The following is a 17,709-nucleotide window of genomic DNA, read 5'->3' as shown; positions in this document are numbered from 1 at the left end:
GCGTCCACCGAGACCCGGGCCGAGACCTCGTAGTCGAAGCTGGAGAAGCTGAGGACCCCGTCCTCAGCCTTCAACAGAAGGCCCGCAAGAACGGGGGCGGCGCCGGGGCGTGACGCCCGGTCGGACGATCCCGACCCGGGGAAGCTCCGTCGTCCAGGAACCACTGGCGTTCACGAAGGCGTTCGGCGCGTACGAGCAGGGCTTCTCGCTTCCCGCAGACCAACCCGCGCCCGCGCATCCCAACCCCCCATCACCGGCCGGGATGCGCGCCCCTTTCCGCCGACCGCCCTCAGCCCGCCCGGTTCACCGCCGACAGCACCGCCAGGATCGAGGCGGTGAGGACGGAGGTGTCCTGGCCCGCACCCCAGCACACCTCGTCGCCCACCCGGCACTCCGCGTACGCCATTGCCGGGCTGCCCTGCCCCGTCCCCGTCGCGTGCTCCGTGTAGTCGAGGATGTCCACCTCGATGCCCGCGGCGGCCAGCGCACGGGTGAACGCCGACACCGGACCGTTGCCCGTGCCCTCGTAGTCGCCCTCCCGCTCGTCCACCCGCAGCGTGCAGATGAACCGGTGCTCACCGGCCGGGTTCCGGTCCGTGGACCAGGAGGTCAGGGCCACGTTCCCGGCCCGGCCCGGGGCCAGGTACGCCGTGTCGAACAGTTCCCACAGATCCTTCGGTGTGGCCTCCAGACCGCTGTCGTCGGTCGCGGCCTGCACCGTGCGCGAGAAGTCCGCGCGCAGCCGGGCCGGCAGGTCCACCCCGTAGTTGCTCCGCAGCAGATGGGCGATGCCGCCCTTCCCGGACTGGCTGTTGACCCGGATGACCGCCTCGTACGTACGCCCCACGTCCGCCGGGTCGATCGGCAGATACGGCACCGACCACAGCTCGGAGCCGCTGCTCGCGTGATGGGCGAAGCCCTTGCTGATGGCGTCCTGATGGGTGCCGGAGAAGGCCGTGTGGACGAGATCGCCGCCGTAGGGGTGGCGGGGCGGCACCGGCAGCCGGTTGCAGTACTCGACCGTGCGGCGGATCTCGTCGATGTCGGAGAAGTCGATCATCGGGTCGACGCCCTGGGCGTGTAGATTCAGGGCCAGATTGACCAGGTCGACATTGCCGGTGCGCTCCCCGTTGCCGAACAGGCAGCCCTCCACGCGCTGCGCACCCGCGAGGACCGCGAGCTCGGCGCACGCGGTGCCGGTGCCGCGGTCGTTGTGCGGATGGACGGAGAGGATCACCGAGTCCCGCCGGTCCAGATGGCGGTGCATGTACTCGATCTGGTCCGCGTACACATTCGGCGTCGCGATCTCCACCGTGGCGGGCAGGTTGTGGATGACCGGACGGTCCGGGGAGGCGTCCCACAGTTCGGTGAGGCTGTTGCAGATCTCCAGGACGAAGTCCGGCTCGGTGAGGACGAACACCTCGGGGGAGAACTCGAACCGGATGTCCGCCCCGGGCCGCGCCCGCGCCAGCCGTTCCATCTGCCGCGCGGACTCCAGCACCGTGCGGTGCACCTCGGCCCTGCTGCGGCCGAGCACCACATCGCGCCAGACGGGCGCGGTCGGGATGTACAGATGGACGACCACGCGGTCCATCCCCTCGATGGACTCGAAGGTCCGCTCGATCAGATCCTGCTTGGCCGGGGTGAAGACGACCACGGTGACGTCGTCCGGCACGGTGCCGCCGACGGCCAGGTGCCGGACGAAGTCGAAGTCGGTGCGGCTCGCCGACGGATAGCCGATCTCGATCTCCTTGAACCCCATGGCGACGAGCAGATCGAACATCCGGCGCTTGCGCGGCGTGTCCATGGGCTCGGCCAGTGCCTGGTTGCCGTCGCGCAGGTCCACGGGCACCCAGAGCGGGGCACGTTCGATACGGGCCTGCGGCCAGGTGCGGCCGGTCGCCGGGACCTCGACGCGGTCGAACGCGGAGAGATAGCGGTGGGAGGGCATGGAACTCGCCCGCTGCGGATTCCAGCGGGGCGCGTCGGCGGGCACGGGCCCGCGCGGAGTGCAGATCGTGGGGAAGCCGTGCATCGGTGACTGACGGTCGGACATGAAGGGTCTCTTCTCGCATCGCCGGACGCGACCGGCGCAGCACGGCATCCCGCGGCGGGGTGCCGGTCGCTTCAGGCCCCGCCGCGGCAGCCGAGAAGAAGGAGACCGCTGTGCGTCATGGCCGGTAGAGTAGCCAGAAAGCAAGTCCTCAGACAACCTGACAGGTGAACATCGTGTCCTCGCTCGGTCCGCTCCGCCCCAGCCCCCTGGTCGAACAGGCCACGAACCATCTGCGCGAGCAGATCACCGAGGGGCACTGGCCGGTCGGCATGAGGATTCCCGGCGAGACGACCCTGGCCAAGACGCTCGGCGTGGGCCGCTCCACGGTCCGCGAGGCGGTGCGCACCCTGGCCACGCTCGGGCTGCTCCGGTCCCGGCAGGGTGCGGGCGTCTTCGTCATCGCCGACCGGGTGACGGAGGACTGGCCGGCCCGGCTGCGCCGGGCCACGATCACCGATGTGTACGAGGTGCGCATGCTGATCGAGGTGCAGGCCGCCCGGCTGGCCGCGCGGCGCCGTACGGACGAGGACCTGATCGCCCTCGACGCGGCGCTCGGCGCGCGGCGGGCGGCCGGGTCCGGGGGAGACGCGGAGTTCGTGGACGCGGACATCGCGCTGCACCGGGCCGTGGTCGTCGCGGCACACAATCCCGTACTCACCGATCTCTTCGGCGAGTTCGCGCCCGCGCTGCGGCAGGGACTCATCGACCTCGTGGAGCTGTTCGGCCTGCGCCGCGAGGATCCGGACCACGGCGACGCCACCCATGACGCGCTGGTGCGGGCCGTGGTGGCCGGGGACGCGGAATCGGCGGGCCGGGCCGCGCAGACCGAACTCGAATCCACGCTGGCCCGGCTGCGGGCGGCGTAGGACGGGCCGCTCCGGGCCGGCTTCGAAGGAAGGCCGGCTTCAAAGGAAGACCGGCTTCGAAGGGAGACCGGCTTCGAAGGAAGAAGTGGATGCGTCCCCGACCGCCCTCGCTGTGCGATGCCCCGTTCACCTTTCGGCGGGCGTGACGGTGTGAACGCGGGATGGCGAGGCCGCTCCCGGTGGCGGGCCGAAATGCGGCGGGGCGGGGGCGGTCCGGGGCGACCGGCGGGGTGATCCCTCCCCGCCGGTCGCCGGCCTGCACGTTCTCCGTACGGCGTGAATTCCCGGGCGGCGTATACGGCTTGTGGCAAGACCTCGGCGGGACACGGTCCCGTGACTTGCGGGACACGCTCGGGCAACGGAAGCGTCTTCAACTCTTGACACCCGCCCCTTCAAGGCAGGAACCTTCCGACATCGACGCATGGGAGCGCTCCCACATCGGGTGGGCCTCCCGCCCGTACGGCGCTGTCCGTGCCCTCCTCCCCGAACCACGAGGCACTCGCACCCACCGGCGACCGTGCCGCGCAGCAAGAACGCCGGCCCCACCCGGAACGCCCCACCCGGAACGCCCCACCCGGGGACAGCACCTCCCCGGAACAGCACCTCCCACCCCGGAACAAGGAGCAGTGGAATGCGCATCACCCGCACCGCCGCCGGCCGGACCCGCAGAGTCGCGGTCCTGGCCACCACGGCCCTGACGGCCTCGGCCCTGTTGCTGACCGGCTGCAGCAGCGACTCGGACCCGTCGGGCAGTACGGGCCCCGACGCGAACGGGAACATCACGCTGACCGTCGCCGACTTCGGGCAGTTCGGCTACAAGGAGGCCGGACTCTTCGCCAAGTACCACGAGCTGCACCCGAACATCACGGTCAGGGAAGACGTCACCGCCGACGAGAAGGTCTACTACCCCAAGCTGCTCCAGCAGCTGAACTCGGGCAGCGGTCTCGCCGACATCCAGGGCATCGAGGTCGGCCGGATCAAGGAGATCGCCGACACCAAGGCAGACTCCTTCGTCGACCTCGGCAAGGTGATCGACGTCGACGACTGGGTCTCCTGGAAGGCGAAGCAGGCCACCGCGCCGGGCGGTGCGGTGATCGGCGCGGGCACCGACATCGGCCCGATGTCCCTCTGCTACAACACCGACCTGTTCAAGAAGGCCGGCCTGCCGACCGACCGCGCGGAGGTCGCCAAGAAGGTCGCGGGCGGCTGGGAGGACTACCTCGCGCTCGGCGAGGAGTACAAGAAGAAGGCCCCCGCGGGCACGTACTTCATGGACTCCGCGAGCGCCATGTTCAACGCGGTCGTGAGCTCGAACTCCGAGCAGTACTACGACGGGAGCGGCAAGCCGGTCTACAAGGAGAGCCCCAGCGTCGAGCAGGGCTGGAAGCTGGCCGCCGAGGCCGCGGCCAAGAAGCTCTCCCAGGGCCTGGCCCAGTTCGACACCAACACCTGGGTCCCCGCGCTGCGCAAGGGCACCATCGCCACCGTGGCCTGCCCCGCGTGGATGGCCGGGCAGATCTCGGCCAACGCCGGTGAGGCCAACAGGGGCAAGTGGGACATCACCACCGCGCCCGGTGCGACCGCCGCCAACTGGGGCGGCTCCTTCCTCGCCGTGCCCAAGTCGGGGAAGAACGTGGTGGAGGCGGGCAAGCTCGTGAAGTGGCTGACCGCGCCCGAGCAGCAGGCCGCCGTGTTCAAGGCGATCGGTGTGTTCCCGTCCAACAAGGGCGCGTACGAACTGCCGGACGTGAAGAACGCGAAGCTGCCGTACTTCAACGACGCCCCGATCGGACAGATCTACGCCGACGAGGCCAGGTCCATCCCCGAGGCGGTGCTCGGCCCGAAGGACGGCGTCATCAAGGACACCATCTCGACCCAGATCACCAACATGGAGCAGCGGGGCACCAGCCCCGACGACGCCTGGAAGGCCGCGACCGACGCGATCGACAAGGCGATCGGCTGACCGCCGCCGGTGCGGGCGGCCCTCAGAAGCCGCCCGCACCGGCACAAGCACCCCTCGTACCCACCCCGCCCCCGCACGCCAACTCCTGTCGCAGCCCCACCACTTGCCCCAACTCCTGCCTCGGCCCACGCGCCACGCCCCGCCAGGCACCCCCGTCACCCAGGGAAGGACTCCCGCCCGTGGCCACCTCGACACCCACCCGGGACGCATACGCCCCGCCACCCGGCGGATCCCCGCACGCGTCGGCCCGATCCGGTCGGCAGACCCGGCGGAGCCGGCTGTGGCGGTTCGACGACAAGGCATCGCCGTACGCCTACACAGCCCCGTTCTTCCTCGTCTTCGGCGCGTTCGGCCTCTACCCGCTGCTCTACACCGGGTGGATCGCCCTGCACCGGGTGGAGATGACCGGGCTGGACCGGATGGAGTGGGTCGGCTGGGACAACTTCGACCGGATCCTGCACGACTCCGAGTTCTGGACGGCCGTCGGCAACACCTTCCTGATCGGGGTCATGTCGACGGTTCCGCAGCTGCTGGTCGCGCTCGGCCTGGCCCATCTGCTGAACTACCGGCTGCGGGCCAGCACCTTCTGGCGGACGGTCGTCCTCACCCCGTACGCCACCTCGGTGGCCTCCGCCGCCCTCGTCTTCGCCCTGGTCTTCCGGGCCGACGGCGGCCTGCTGAACTGGGTGCTGCACTTCGTCGGCCTCGGCGACACGAACTGGGTCAACGGCCACTGGACGTCGAAGATCGCGATCTCCGTCATCGTCATCTGGCGCTGGACGGGCTACAACGCCCTGATCTATCTGGCCGCCATGCAGGCCGTGCCGACCGATCTGTACGAGGCCGCCGCGCTGGACGGCGCATCGCGCTGGCAGCAGTTCCGCAAGGTGACCATCCCCTCGCTGCGGCCCACCATCCTCTTCACGATCGTCATCTCGACCATCGGTTCCATGCAGTTGTTCGGTGAGCCGCTACTGCTGGAGGGCGGCGTCCTCGGAGCGACGGGCGGCAACGAGCACCAGTACGAGACGCTCAGCGTCTACCTCTACAACTACGGCTGGAATCTCGGGCATCTCGGCCCGGCCGCCGCAGTGGCCTGGGCGATGCTCGCCCTCCTGCTGATCATCGCCGCGGTCAACCGGCTCATCGGCCGCTTCGTACGCACATCCGCGGTCTGACCGGGAGCGATTTCCATGACCATGATCAGTCCCATCGAAGCCCCGGAGGCCACCGCCCCGCCCGCCCGCCGACGGGACACACGGCGCCCGAGCCGGTTCAGGCCGGGCGCGGGCAAGCAGTTGCAGGGTGGCCCGTTCGCCTACATCGCGCTGGCCGTCGTCGGCATCGGCTCGCTGCTGCCGCTCTACTGGACGCTGGTGGCCGCGTCCCGCACCCAGGACGAAGTGCTCGCCACCACACCGCCGTTCCTGCCGGGCGGGCGGCTGCTGCACAACCTCGACGCGGCCTGGACCCAGGCACACCTCGGCCGGGCGATCGTCAACAGCTTCGTCGTCGCCGGCTGCATCACCGCGGCGACGCTCTTCTTCTGCACCCTGGCCGGCTACGCCTTCGCCAAGATGCGCTTCCGGGGCCGCGGGGCGCTGATGACCGGCGTCATCGCCACGCTGACCATCCCGCCGCAGCTCAGCGTCGTCCCGCTGTTCATGATGATGTCCGACATCGGCTGGGGCGGGAGGCTGGAGTCGGTGATCTTCCCGACCCTGGTGAGCGCGTTCGGGGTGTTCTTCATGCGGCAGTACCTGAGCGAGGCGCTGCCCTACGAGCTCGTCGAGGCCGCCAAGATCGACGGCGCGAACAACTTCCGCATCGTGCGCAGCGTGGTCCTGCCGGTGGCCCGCCCCGCGATGATGGTGCTGGGGATGCTCACCTTCGTACAGGCGTGGAACGACTTCTTCTGGCCCTACCTCGCCCTGAACCAGCAGAATCCCACGCTCCAGGTGGCCCTCGGCCGGCTGAGCGCCTCGTACACCCCCGACCAGAGCATCGTGATGGCCGGTGCGCTGATCAGCACGCTGCCGCTGCTCGTGGTGTTCGTGATCTTCGGCAAGCGGATCGTCGGCGGAATCATGTCCGGCGCCGTCAAGGGATGACACCGCGTCACCCGCCTTTCGCCCGGGCCCGAACGTCCTGAAGCCCTGACCGCAGGCCGCACGGGCCCCGGAGCCCCACACCTCTCACCCACACCTCACCAGCCCCTGCCCGACCACCCCTGGGAGCGCTCCCGCATGACTGCCGTACGACCCGACACCGCCCCGAAGGCCGCACCCGAGGCAGCGGAATTCCCGACCGGTTTCGTCTGGGGGGCGGCCACCGCCGCCTACCAGGTCGAGGGCGCCGCCGCCGAGGACGGCCGCACCCCCTCCATCTGGGACACCTTCAGCCACACTCCGGGCAAGGTCCGCAACGGCGACACCGGGGACGTCGCCGCCGACCACTACCACCGCTACCGCGACGACGTGGCGCTGATGAAGCGGCTCGGTCTGACGGCCTACCGCTTCTCCGTCTCCTGGCCCCGGGTGCAGCCCACCGGCCGCGGCCCCGCCGTCGAACGCGGACTGGACTTCTACCGCAGGCTCGTCGACGAACTCCTCGAAGCGGGCATCGCGCCCGTCGCCACCCTCTACCACTGGGACCTGCCCCAGGAACTGGAGGACGCGGGCGGCTGGCCCCAGCGGGAGACCGCCGAACGCTTCGCCGACTACGCCGACATCATGGCCGGAGCCCTCGGCGACCGCGTCAGCACCTGGACCACCCTCAACGAACCGTGGTGCTCGGCCTTCCTCGGCTACGGCTCCGGCGTGCACGCCCCCGGGCGCACCGAGCCCGCCGCCGCGCTGCGCGCCGCCCACCACCTCAACCTCGCCCACGGCCGGGCGACCGAGGTCCTGCGCGACCGCCTCCCCGCCACCGCGCAGATCTCGGTCACCCTCAACCTCCACCACGTCCGCCCGCTGACCGGCAGCGCGGCCGACGCGGACGCCGCCCGCCGGATCGACGCGGTCGGCAACCGGATCTTCACCGGCCCGATACTGCACGGCGCGTACCCCGAGGACCTGATCGCCGACACCGCGCACCTGGTCGACTGGTCGGAGCTGGTCCACGACGGCGACCCGGCCGCCATCTCCCGGCCGGTCGACGTCCTGGGCGTCAACTACTACACACCGACGCTCGTTTCCACGCCCGCCGACGGCTCCGGCGACTCGCGCGACGACGGGCACGGCAACAGCGACCACTCCCCGTGGCCCGGATCCGAACACGTCGCCTTCCACATCCGCGAGGGCAGCAGGCGCACCGCGATGAACTGGGCGATCGACCCCGGCGGGCTGTACGACCTGCTCGTCGACGTCTCGCGGGACCACCCCGGCCTGCCGCTGATGGTGACCGAGAACGGGGCGGCCTTCGACGACTACGTCTCACCCGAGGGCCGGGTCGAGGACCCCGAGCGGATCGCGTACCTGCGCGGTCACCTCGACGCCGTACAGCGGGCCGTGGCCGACGGGGCGGACGTCCGCGGCTACTTCCTCTGGTCCCTGATGGACAACTTCGAGTGGGCGTACGGGTACTCCAAGCGCTTCGGCGCCGTCTACGTCGACTACGCCACCCAGCTCCGCATCCCCAAGGCGAGCGCCCACTGGTACGCCGACGTCATCCGCCACCACGCGCTGCCCCCGTCCCCGGCCACCACCCTCGGCTGACCGCCCCCTGCCCACCGGGACCCGGCCGTCCGCGCCAGATCTCCGCTTTCTCTCGCCTCTCTCGCCGAGCCCGTCCCCGCCATAGAATTGGGAGCGCTCCCAGAACGGTGATACGGAGCGGCCGCCCGGCCCGTACGGGCGCCGGGGGAGCCGATACCCAGGACTTGGTTTGGCTATCCGGCTGTGAGAAATTGACCGCGAACGGGAGGCAGCCATGGCGGCAGCGCGAGTACGGAGCGGTGGCCGGCCCACGCTCGAAGAAGTCGCGGCGCGGGCAGGGGTGGGACGCGGCACGGCCTCGCGGGTCATCAACGGCTCGCCGCGGGTCAGCGCGCAGACCCGCGAGGCGGTGGAGGCGGCCGTCGCCGAGCTGGGCTACGTACCCAATCGCGCGGCCCGCGCGCTCGCCGCGAACCGCACGGACGCCATCGCCCTGGTGGTGCCCGAGCCGGAGACCCGCTTCTTCGCCGAGCCGTACTTCTCCGACATCGTCCGCGGGGTCGGCGCGGCGCTCGCCGACACCGACATGCAGCTGCTGCTCACCCTCGTCGGCAACGACCGGGAGCGCCGTCGGCTGGCCCAGTACCTGACGGCGCACCGTGTCGACGGCGTGCTGCTGGTCTCCGTCCACGCCGACGACCCGCTGCCGGATCTGCTGGAGCAGCTCGGTATGCCGGCCGTGATGAGCGGTCGCAGGTGGGCCTCCGAAACGCTCGCCTCGGTCGACTCCGACAACTTCGGCGGCGCCCGCGCCGCAGTCGACCACCTGGTCTCCCGGGGGCGCCGCGCCATCGCCACGATCACCGGGCCCCGGGACGTCTACGGTGCACAGCGCCGCCTCGACGGCTACCGCGAGGCGGCGTCCGAGGCCGGTCTCGAACCGGACGAGGGGCTGATCGCCCCGGCCGACTTCACCGAGGAGGGCGGTGCGCGGGCCATGCGCGAGCTGCTCGCCCGGCGCCCCGACGTCGACGCGGTGTTCGCCGCCTCCGACGTGATGGCCGCGGGTGCCCGTCAGGTGCTGCGCGAGGCCGGCCGGCGCATCCCGGACGATGTGGCCCTCATCGGCTTCGACGACTCGGCGGTGGCCCGCCACATGGACCCGGCCCTCACCAGCGTGCGCCAGCCGATCGAGGAGATGGGCCGCACGATGGCCCGCGTACTGCTCAAGGAGATCGCGAGCGAGCACCAGGAGCGTCCGCAGACCGTGCTCCCCACCGAACTGGTCGTCCGCGACTCCTCGTGACGGCGAGCGAGCGCTCTGCCGCACCGGCGCGGGCGCCGGTGCGGCAGAGCGGGAGCGCCGCTCAGTGCAGAGCCGCCCCGGAGTGCGGGTCTCCCGCCCGGTCCCTGTCGTGGTGCTCCGCCGCGGATCGCGGGGACTCGGGTCCGGGCCGGGTGCGTGCGGTGCGGAGCAGGGTGGCGATGAGGATCGCCCCGCCCGCCATCAGGACGGCACTGACCACCGAGGCGATCCGGGCCTCCCGGGCGAAGGCCTCGAAGGCCACGTTCCGCAGGGATTCGGCGGTGCTCCCCGGGAGGGTGGTGGCGGTCTCGACGGCGCCGCCGAGGGTGCTCCTCGCCGCCTCCAGCTCCTCGGGCCCGAGGCCGTCAGGAGCCTTGGCCGCCAGTTCCGAACGGTAGACGGCGGTGCCGATGCTGCCCAGGAGCGCGATGCCCAGCGCCCCGCCGAACTCGGCAGAGGTCTCGGTCAAGGCGGAGGCAGCCCCGGCCCGCTCCGGCGGTGCGGCGGACAGGATCACCTCGGTGACGACCGCGGAGACGGCTCCGATGCCGATCGAGACGACGGTCATGCCGCCGACGAGGTGGACGATTCCCGAATCGGCCCGGAGCAGGGCCAGCACGACGTAGCTCGATGTCCGTGCAGCCGGCATGTGCCTCATGCGGAAGGGCGCTGGAGCCCGCGGACCGGGGACGGCCGAGGCTCTACTGCTCCCGTGCGTGCCAGGCGAGGGCCTACCGGGCGCGCAGGGCGGAAACGCCGGCCGACGTCCCGGAGGGCGACGGCGGCGCACCGCATCTCACCGTCGAACGCATCGTGCGGGCCGGGATCGTCATCGCGGGCGCGGAGGGGCTCGACGCGCTGTCCATGCGCAGGGTCGCCACGGAGCTCGGCACCGGCGCGATGTCCCTGTACCGGCATGTGGCATCCAAGGACGACCTGGTGACCCTGATGGTCGAGGCCGCGATGACCGACGTGCCGCTGCCCGAATCACCACCGCGGAACTGGCGTCACGGCCTCGAACGCGCCGCGTACCGCGACTGGGAGCTGTACCACCGCCACCCGTGGATCCTGCCGAGGGTCATGGTGACGACCCGCGCGTATTTCAGCCCGGCGCTCGCGGCGGACAGCGAGAGCGCCTTCTCCTCGTTCGACGGTCTCGCCCTCGAACCCGCCGACGCCTTCCGGTACATGTTCATGTTCGCCTCCTACATCCAGGGCGTGGCGCTGATCCTCGTCAGCGACGCGGAGGCGGAGCGGCAGGCGAACGCCGCCGCGAAGCAGGGGGCGAAGGCCCCGGACCACGTACCGAACCCGCTGTACGCACCCGGCGCGTATCCCCGGCTCGCCCGCGCGATGCGCGCGGGCGCCGACCCCTGGGATCTCGACGCGCTGTTCGCCTCTGGCCTTGCCGGTGTCCTGGACGGCATCGCGGCCGATCTCGCGCGACGCGGCATCGACGCCTGAACTCCGGGCCGGCCGCTCCGGGGCCCCGTACCGCGCGGGCCGGAACTCCCCGCCGCCGAACGCAGTGCTCAGCCGGCGCGCTCGCCCGGTCTTCGGCGGCCCGAGGTGGAACGTCCCGCCCGCCGAGCCCTTCTCTGCCTTCTTCCACGCCCGCTGGGATCGACGCCGTGGGGCGGGCGGAGGTGAGGTTGAGTTCGCGGACCCGGAGGGCGGTGCCTCGCCCCGGCGCAGGGTGCCGTCCTTCTTGGGCCGTCCACGATGCTCGCCAGGAGGGGACGACACGGCCCGGTTCGGAAACCTGTGTTCCCACTGTGTTCCCAAGTTCCTGGACATGAAGAAGGCCTGACCCGTTTTCACGGGTCAGGCCTTGATCATTCAGGGTGAGTAACGGGACTCGAACCCGCGACATCCTGGACCACAACCAGGTGCTCTACCATCTGAGCTATACCCACCATGCCCGGTCTTTTTCTGACCGGCCGAGAAAAAGTGTACAGGGTCCGAGAGGGTGCTCGCGCCCCAGTTGTTCAGCCGCTGATCCCAGCCCCCGAAAGGGCTATGACCAGCGGCTTCACAAGGTCCTACGGTGCGGGCCGCGCGACGCGTGCCGCGATGGCCTTCGCGCGCTCCGAGTCCGGGCCCGGCTGCGGTACGAAGACCGCCTCGCGGTAGTAGCGCAGCTCCGTGATGGAGTCACGGATGTCCGCGAGCGCCCGGTGGTTGCCGTTCTTGGCCGGGCTGTTGAAGTACGCCCTCGGGTACCAGCGGCGCGCCAGCTCCTTGATCGAGGAGACGTCGACGATCCGGTAGTGGAGGTAGCTCTCCAGAGCCGACATGTCCCGCGCCAGGAAACCGCGGTCGGTGGAGACCGAGTTCCCGCAGAGCGGGGCCTTGCCGGGCTCCTTCACATGCTCGCGGATGTAGTTCAGCACCTGGGCCTCGGCGTCGGCCAGGGTGGTGCCCCCGGCCAGCTCGTCGAGGAGGCCCGAGGCGGTGTGCATCTGCCGCACCACCTCGGGCATGGTCTCCAGGGCCGCGTCCGGCGGGCGGATCACGATGTCCACCCCTTCGCCGAGCACGTTCAGCTCCGAGTCGGTGACCAGTGCGGCCACCTCGATGAGTGCGTCTTCCGTCAACGAGAGCCCGGTCATCTCGCAGTCGATCCACACCATGCGATCGTTCATGGCCCCACCCTACGGGGCACTCCGCTGACCCGGCAGGGTCGGGCGTCCGGTCGTGTAAGCGTCGGGGCCGGGTTTCCCCGGCTCCGACTGGCCCGTGCCGGGGGCCGACGACGTGATGACATGCGGGCCCGACGGGGTGGCCGTGGCGCGCCGGATCCCCGCAGTGCCCTGGGCGGGCACCACCGGCTCGGTCACCGCGGTCACGGGCTCCGAGCCACCGCTCTGCGGACGGCGGGCCCGGTAGGCGGCCCGGTACGCGGCGGGGGAGGAGCCCAGCTGACGCCGGAAGTGTCCGCGCAGCGCGACCGGCGAGCGGAAGCCACAGCGGCCCGCCACCTCGTCGACCGAGTACTCGGACGTCTCCAGCAGCCGCTGCGCCTGCAGCACCCGCTGGGTGATCAGCCACTGGAGCGGTGCGCTGCCGGTGAGCGAGCGGAACCTGCGGTCGAAGGTCCTCCTGCTCATGTAGGCGCGCGCGGCCAGCGTCTCCACGTCGAACTGCTCGTGCAGATGCTCCAGCGCCCAGGCCACGACCTCGGCAAGCGGGTCGGAGCCGATCTCCTCCGGTAAAGATCTGTCGAGATAGCGCTCCTGACCGCCACTGCGCCGCGGCGGCACGACGAGCCGGCGGGCCAGTGCCCCGGCGGCCTCCGTGCCGTGGTCCGTGCGGACTATGTGCAGACAGAGATCGATCCCGGCGGCCGTCCCGGCGGAGGTGAGCACATCGCCGTCGTCGACGAAGAGCTCACGCGGATCGACATGGACCGACGGGTAGCGCTTGGCCAGCGTCGGTGCGTACATCCAGTGCGTGGTCGCCGGGCGGCCGTCCAGCAGGCCGGCGGCGGCGAGCACGAACGCGCCCGTGCACAGCCCGACGATGCGGGCGCCCTCCTCATGGGCGCGGCGCAGCGCCTCCAGTGCCTCGGCGGGCGGCGGCGAGGTGATCGAACGCCAGGCGGGCACCACGACGGTGCCGGCCCTGCTGATCGCCTCCAGCCCGTAGGGCGCGGTGAGTTCGAGTCCACCGGTGGTCCGCAGCGGCCCGTCTTCCCCGCCGCAGACGAGGAGTCGGTAGCGCGGAACTCCCGCGTCCTGGCGGTCGATTCCGAACACGGAGAGCGGGATCGAACTCTCGAAGATGGGGCCGCCGCTGAACAGCAGCACGGCGACGACCTCTCGTCGTCGACGGCCACTGAGCTTCCGTACAGCCTCCGTTGCGGCGGCGGAGTCCTGGCTCATGACGCTAAGCCCCCCTCGGTGTTCGCGTCTCCCTGGTCCTTACGGGCCTGTCGCTCCTGCACTTTTCCCCTCGGTCCTGCACGAGTTCCCCAGACTTCGATACCCAAGATCGAATCTACTGCGTCCCGTGGTGCCGGCGTGACAAGTTCACCAAGCGGCGTTATGTCGACAAGGCAACTTGGCGGGAAGCATTCGATCACGAAGCGTTTCATCCGGAAGCCGTGCAGGGAAGTGCGTCTGGCGTTCATGGCCCGTCCCCGTTGGGTCGAAGCGTACCGCGCGGTCTCTTCCTGCCTGGCGACAAGGGGGTTGACCGGCCAATTCGGCAAGGTGTCGGCATGGGTATGAAGTTGGCCGAAAATAGACGGTTGTGCATGTGTGATTCAGTCATTGAACCGGCGCACAACCCGGGTGATCAACCGCTTCTTTGCGCCCCCTGGGCAGGTCGGACGACTGATCGTACGGAACGGTCCGGTGGCAACCGGCTGCGATCGAATTCCGCCGGGCGGGCCGGTGTCGGCTCCCTGTGGGGTGCGTCACCGGGAACGGGGCGGGCGGTCCGGAACGGGTGCGGTGTGACTCACGGGATCGGGTTGCCGGCTCCGGGAGTCGGCGACGGTGATCCGTCCGACGGCGGCCCGGGGGAGCGGAGGTCGTTCGGCGCCCCGCGGAGGTGACGGATACGGCCCGTCCGGTCACCGAGGGCAGCCGACCGGGTCCGGCAGCGTCGGTGTACAGCACAAGCGGCATTGCCATACGGGTCCGCCTCGGGCATGCTCCGTGAAACGTCGCGCGCGCTTTGCGCGGGTCTGGGCAGTGGAGGAGTGGCGCCGTACCCTTGGGGGTAAGGGGTTGGGAAGATGATTCCCGGACACCGCAACACCGCCCGCTGACGCAGCTTCCCCAAGCCGCTCTCCTCACGAGGACTCTCTTCGCCGAGACACCGATGGCCGGTCACGAAATCCCCGAACCCGCCGACCGCAAGCAGGTGGCCGACCACGTGTCGGACCCGCAGACGGTCGAAGAAACACGTCATTCATGCGATCCCGCGTTCCGCCACGGGGTCGTGGTCGGCTTCGACGGCTCGACCTCCAGCGAGCGCGCCCTCGCCTATGCCATCGGAATGGCCCGCAGATCGGGCTCCGGCCTGATCATCGTCCATGTCGCCAACCGGCTGCCGACCACGGTCTGGGCAGGCTGCGAGCCGCCCGTCTTCGTGGACGTGCCCGATCACCGCACCGAGGTGCTCGGCCTGGAGCTCGCCTGTGCGGACTACCTCTCCGAGGTTCCCTGGGTCCTCGTCGAGCGCGGCGGGGACATCTGCCACGAGCTGGAGGAGGTCGGTCGGGAGTACTCGGCCGACGCCATCGTCGTCGGCTCCACGCACGGCATCGTCGGCCGCATCTTCGGCTCGGTGGCGGGGCGCCTCGCGCGCCGTGCGCAGCGCCCGGTCGTCGTCATTCCCTGAGCGCCCGACGCCCCGGCAACCCCTTCCGTCACCCCGGTGATCCGGTGTGACGCCCTCGTTCGACATGGCGTCAAATCACCTGCGTAAACCGGCAGTTCATGTCCGGGCAGGGTGGATCGGGTGCTTGTGAAGGGTGCATGTCGGTCACTGGGAAGCAGGACCAACGCATGTGAAGGGAGCCCGCCGTGGACAACGACGTCTCCGCGGGGAGCACCAGCACCTCCACCCTCGGTCATCTCGCCCTGGGACTCACCCTGTTGGCGTTCGGTATCGGTCACACCGGGGCCGGGGCAGGCACCGGAGCGGCCCCGTACCCGCGGTGGCGGTGGGTACGGGGCCGCTCTCCGTGCGCGGGGCCTACTCGACGGTGACGGACTTCGCCAGGTTGCGCGGCTTGTCGATGTCCCGGCCCATGGCCAGCGCCGTGTGGTACGCGAAGAGCTGGAGCGGGATGCCCATCAGGATCGGGTCCAGCTCGTTCTCGTTCTTCGGTACGACGATGGTGTGGTCGGCCTTCTCCTGCACCTGGTGGGCGACGGCGAGGATGCGGCCGCTGCGCGCCTTGATCTCCTCCATCGCGGCGCGGTTCTTCTCCAGCAGGTCGTCGTCCGGCACGATCGCGACTGTCGGCATCGCGGGCTCGATCAGCGCCAGCGGCCCGTGCTTCAGCTCGGAGGCCGGATACGCCTCGGCGTGGATGTACGAGACCTCCTTGAGCTTCAGCGAGGCCTCACGGGCGACGGGGTAGCCGCGCACCCGGCCGATGAACATCATCGACTTGGCGTCCGCGTACTCGGCCGCCATCTTCTTGATCTCGTCCTCGTTGGCCAGGATCTCGCTGATCTGGGCGGGCAGCCTGCGCAGCCCCTCGATGATCCGCTTGCCGTCGGCGACCGACAGGTCCCGGATCCGGCCCAGGTGCAGGGCGAGCAGCGCGAACGCGACGACCGTGTTGGTGAAGCACTTGGTGGAGACGACGCAGACCTCGGGGCCGGCGTGGACGTACGTACCGCCGTCGGCCTCCCGGGCGATCGCCGAACCCACCACGTTGACGACACCGAGCACCCGGGCGCCCTTGCGCTTGAGCTCCTGGACGGCGGCCAGCACGTCGTACGTCTCACCGGACTGCGAGACCGCGACGTACAGCGTGTCCGGGTCGACGACCGGGTTGCGGTAGCGGAACTCGGAGGCGGGCTCGGCATCCGCGGGGATACGGGCCAGCTCCTCGATCAGCTGCGCGCCGATCTGGCCCGCGTGGTACGAGGTGCCGCAGCCCAGGATCTTGATCCGGCGCACCCCGCGCGCCTCGCGGGCGTCCAGGTTGAGGCCGCCCAGGTGCACGGTGGCGAACCGGTCGTCGATCCGGCCGCGCAGCACCCGGTCGACGGCGTCGGCCTGCTCGGAGATCTCCTTGTGCATGTACGTGTCGTGGCCGCCCATGTCGTACGACTCGGCCTCCCACTCCACGGTGGTCGGCGTGGCCGTCGTGGACGAGCCCTCCGTGGTGTACGTACGGAAGTCGTCGGCCTTGAGGGTGGCCATCTCGCCGTCGTCCAGGGTGACGACCTGGCGGGTGTGGGCGACCAGCGCGGCGACGTCCGAGGCGACGAACATCTCCTTCTCGCCGATGCCGAGCACGACCGGGGAGCCGTTGCGGGCGACCACGATGCGGTCGTTGAAGTCGGCGTGCATGACGGCGATGCCGTACGTGCCCTCGACCGAGCGCAGCGCCTCGCGGACCTTCTCCTCCAGGGTGTCCGCCTGGGCGCGGGCGATCAGGTGGACCAGCACCTCGGTGTCGGTCTCGGAGAGGAAGACGACACCGTCGGCGACGAGCTTCGCACGGAGCTCGGAGGCGTTGTCGATGATGCCGTTGTGGACGACGGCGACCTTGTTGTCGGCGTCCAGGTGCGGGTGCGCGTTCTCGTCGCTCGGGGCGCCGTGGGTGGCCCAGCGGGTGTGGGCGATACCGGTGGTGCCGGTGAAACGCTTGGGAACGCGGGCCTCCAGCTCACGGACCCGGCCCTTCGCCTTGACCATCCGCAGGGCGGCGGGCTTGCCGGCCGACGCCTTGCCGGTGATGACGATGCCCGCGGAGTCGTAACCCCGGTACTCCAGCCGCTGCAGCCCTTCCAGCAGCAGCGGAGCCACATCACGCTTCCCGATATATCCGACGATTCCGCACATAAGGTCTCTGCCCCTCCATCGACGTACCTGTGGTGCCCGTTGTTCAGCCGTAGACGATGCGGCGCAGCTGGCGGAGCGAGAGCTCCGGCGGCGCGACCGCCCGGTGCGGCAGTTCTGCCGCGATCCGCTCGAAGATCTCCGCGTTGACCAGGCCGCCGGACTGCAGTTCGCGGTGGCGGCGGCGGACGAAGGCGTCGGTCGTCTCGTCGAAGTACGCCAGCACGTCGAGAATCACCCGGGCGGCTTCACCGCGCTGGAGCGCGGTGCTGCGCACCAGGTGATCGACGAGGTCGTCATGCGACGGGCGGCGTTCGAGCACTCGT

Annotated in this window: 14 protein-coding genes, 1 tRNA gene and 1 pseudogene; 8 read left to right on the top strand and 8 right to left on the bottom strand. The window is 70.5% G+C overall.

The window, feature by feature from the left end:
* Both ABZY11_RS20360 and leuA read right to left on the bottom strand, forming a co-directional pair.
* A pseudogene (locus ABZY11_RS20360) lies at positions 1-113 on the bottom strand (hypothetical protein); the annotation flags it as partial.
* A gap of 176 nt (positions 114-289) precedes the next feature.
* A complete protein-coding gene (gene leuA / locus ABZY11_RS20355; protein ID WP_356480468.1) occupies positions 290-2,056 on the bottom strand; it encodes a 2-isopropylmalate synthase in 1,767 nt (588 codons plus the stop codon).
* Positions 2,057-2,229: 173 nt separating this feature from the next.
* On the opposite strand from leuA, the gene ABZY11_RS20350 reads away from it, so the two are divergent.
* From ABZY11_RS20350 to ABZY11_RS20325, 6 genes are all read left to right on the top strand, one after another.
* The gene (locus tag ABZY11_RS20350) at positions 2,230-2,922 is read left to right on the top strand and encodes an FCD domain-containing protein (protein ID WP_356480469.1); all 693 of its coding nucleotides are present in this window, start codon (positions 2,230-2,232) and stop codon (positions 2,920-2,922) included.
* Between the two features lie 631 nt (positions 2,923-3,553).
* A complete protein-coding gene (locus tag ABZY11_RS20345) occupies positions 3,554-4,885 on the top strand; it encodes an extracellular solute-binding protein (RefSeq protein ID WP_356480467.1) in 1,332 nt (443 codons plus the stop codon).
* Positions 4,886-5,064: 179 nt separating this feature from the next.
* Positions 5,065-6,063 carry a sugar ABC transporter permease gene (locus ABZY11_RS20340; protein ID WP_356480466.1) on the top strand — a complete coding sequence of 333 codons (999 nt, stop codon included), beginning with the start codon at positions 5,065-5,067 and terminating at the stop codon, positions 6,061-6,063.
* Between the two features lie 15 nt (positions 6,064-6,078).
* The gene (locus ABZY11_RS20335; RefSeq protein WP_356480465.1) at positions 6,079-6,996 is read left to right on the top strand and encodes a carbohydrate ABC transporter permease; all 918 of its coding nucleotides are present in this window, start codon (positions 6,079-6,081) and stop codon (positions 6,994-6,996) included.
* 135 nt (positions 6,997-7,131) lie between these two features.
* A complete protein-coding gene (locus tag ABZY11_RS20330) occupies positions 7,132-8,601 on the top strand; it encodes a GH1 family beta-glucosidase (protein ID WP_356480464.1) in 1,470 nt (489 codons plus the stop codon).
* Positions 8,602-8,815: 214 nt separating this feature from the next.
* Complete coding sequence (locus tag ABZY11_RS20325) at positions 8,816-9,847, top strand: LacI family DNA-binding transcriptional regulator (RefSeq protein WP_356480463.1); 1,032 nt, start codon at positions 8,816-8,818, stop codon at positions 9,845-9,847.
* A gap of 61 nt (positions 9,848-9,908) precedes the next feature.
* On the opposite strand, the gene ABZY11_RS20320 is transcribed toward ABZY11_RS20325, so the two are convergent.
* On the bottom strand, positions 9,909-10,496 hold the full coding sequence (locus tag ABZY11_RS20320) for a hypothetical protein (protein WP_356480462.1): 588 nt from the start codon (positions 10,494-10,496) through the stop codon (positions 9,909-9,911).
* Here ABZY11_RS20320 and ABZY11_RS20315 point away from each other — a divergent pair.
* Positions 10,478-11,311: a TetR/AcrR family transcriptional regulator gene (locus ABZY11_RS20315; RefSeq protein ID WP_356480461.1), complete on the top strand. Its 834-nt coding sequence runs from the start codon at positions 10,478-10,480 to the stop codon at positions 11,309-11,311. The two genes, ABZY11_RS20320 and ABZY11_RS20315, sit on opposite strands and share 19 nt — an antisense overlap.
* 379 nt (positions 11,312-11,690) lie before the next feature.
* On the opposite strand, the gene ABZY11_RS20310 is transcribed toward ABZY11_RS20315, so the two are convergent.
* From ABZY11_RS20310 to ABZY11_RS20300, 3 genes are all read right to left on the bottom strand, one after another.
* A tRNA-His gene (locus ABZY11_RS20310) sits at positions 11,691-11,763 on the bottom strand.
* Between the two features lie 126 nt (positions 11,764-11,889).
* Positions 11,890-12,492 (bottom strand): oligoribonuclease, encoded by a 603-nt coding sequence (gene orn / locus ABZY11_RS20305; protein WP_356480460.1) that lies wholly within the window; start codon positions 12,490-12,492, stop codon positions 11,890-11,892.
* Between the two features lie 9 nt (positions 12,493-12,501).
* Positions 12,502-13,731 (bottom strand): helix-turn-helix domain-containing protein, encoded by a 1,230-nt coding sequence (locus ABZY11_RS20300; protein ID WP_356480459.1) that lies wholly within the window; start codon positions 13,729-13,731, stop codon positions 12,502-12,504.
* A 946-nt stretch (positions 13,732-14,677) separates the two neighbouring features.
* Here ABZY11_RS20300 and ABZY11_RS20295 point away from each other — a divergent pair.
* Positions 14,678-15,199 carry a universal stress protein gene (locus ABZY11_RS20295; protein ID WP_326765726.1) on the top strand — a complete coding sequence of 174 codons (522 nt, stop codon included), beginning with the start codon at positions 14,678-14,680 and terminating at the stop codon, positions 15,197-15,199.
* Between the two features lie 357 nt (positions 15,200-15,556).
* Here the strand turns inward: ABZY11_RS20295 and glmS are convergent, their stop codons facing one another.
* Together glmS and ABZY11_RS20285 are read right to left on the bottom strand one after the other, a co-directional pair.
* On the bottom strand, positions 15,557-17,386 hold the full coding sequence (gene glmS / locus ABZY11_RS20290) for a glutamine--fructose-6-phosphate transaminase (isomerizing) (RefSeq protein WP_356480458.1): 1,830 nt from the start codon (positions 17,384-17,386) through the stop codon (positions 15,557-15,559).
* Between the two features lie 43 nt (positions 17,387-17,429).
* Positions 17,430-17,705, bottom strand: a complete 276-nt coding sequence (locus ABZY11_RS20285) for a hypothetical protein (RefSeq protein ID WP_356480457.1) — start codon at positions 17,703-17,705, stop codon at positions 17,430-17,432.
* Positions 17,706-17,709 lie beyond the last annotated feature (4 nt).

The sequence above is a fragment of the Streptomyces sp. NPDC006510 genome (genome assembly GCF_040611955.1).
In the GTDB taxonomy this organism is placed as follows: Bacteria; Actinomycetota; Actinomycetes; order Streptomycetales; family Streptomycetaceae; genus Streptomyces.
This window is presented reverse-complemented; position numbering and strand designations above follow the sequence as displayed.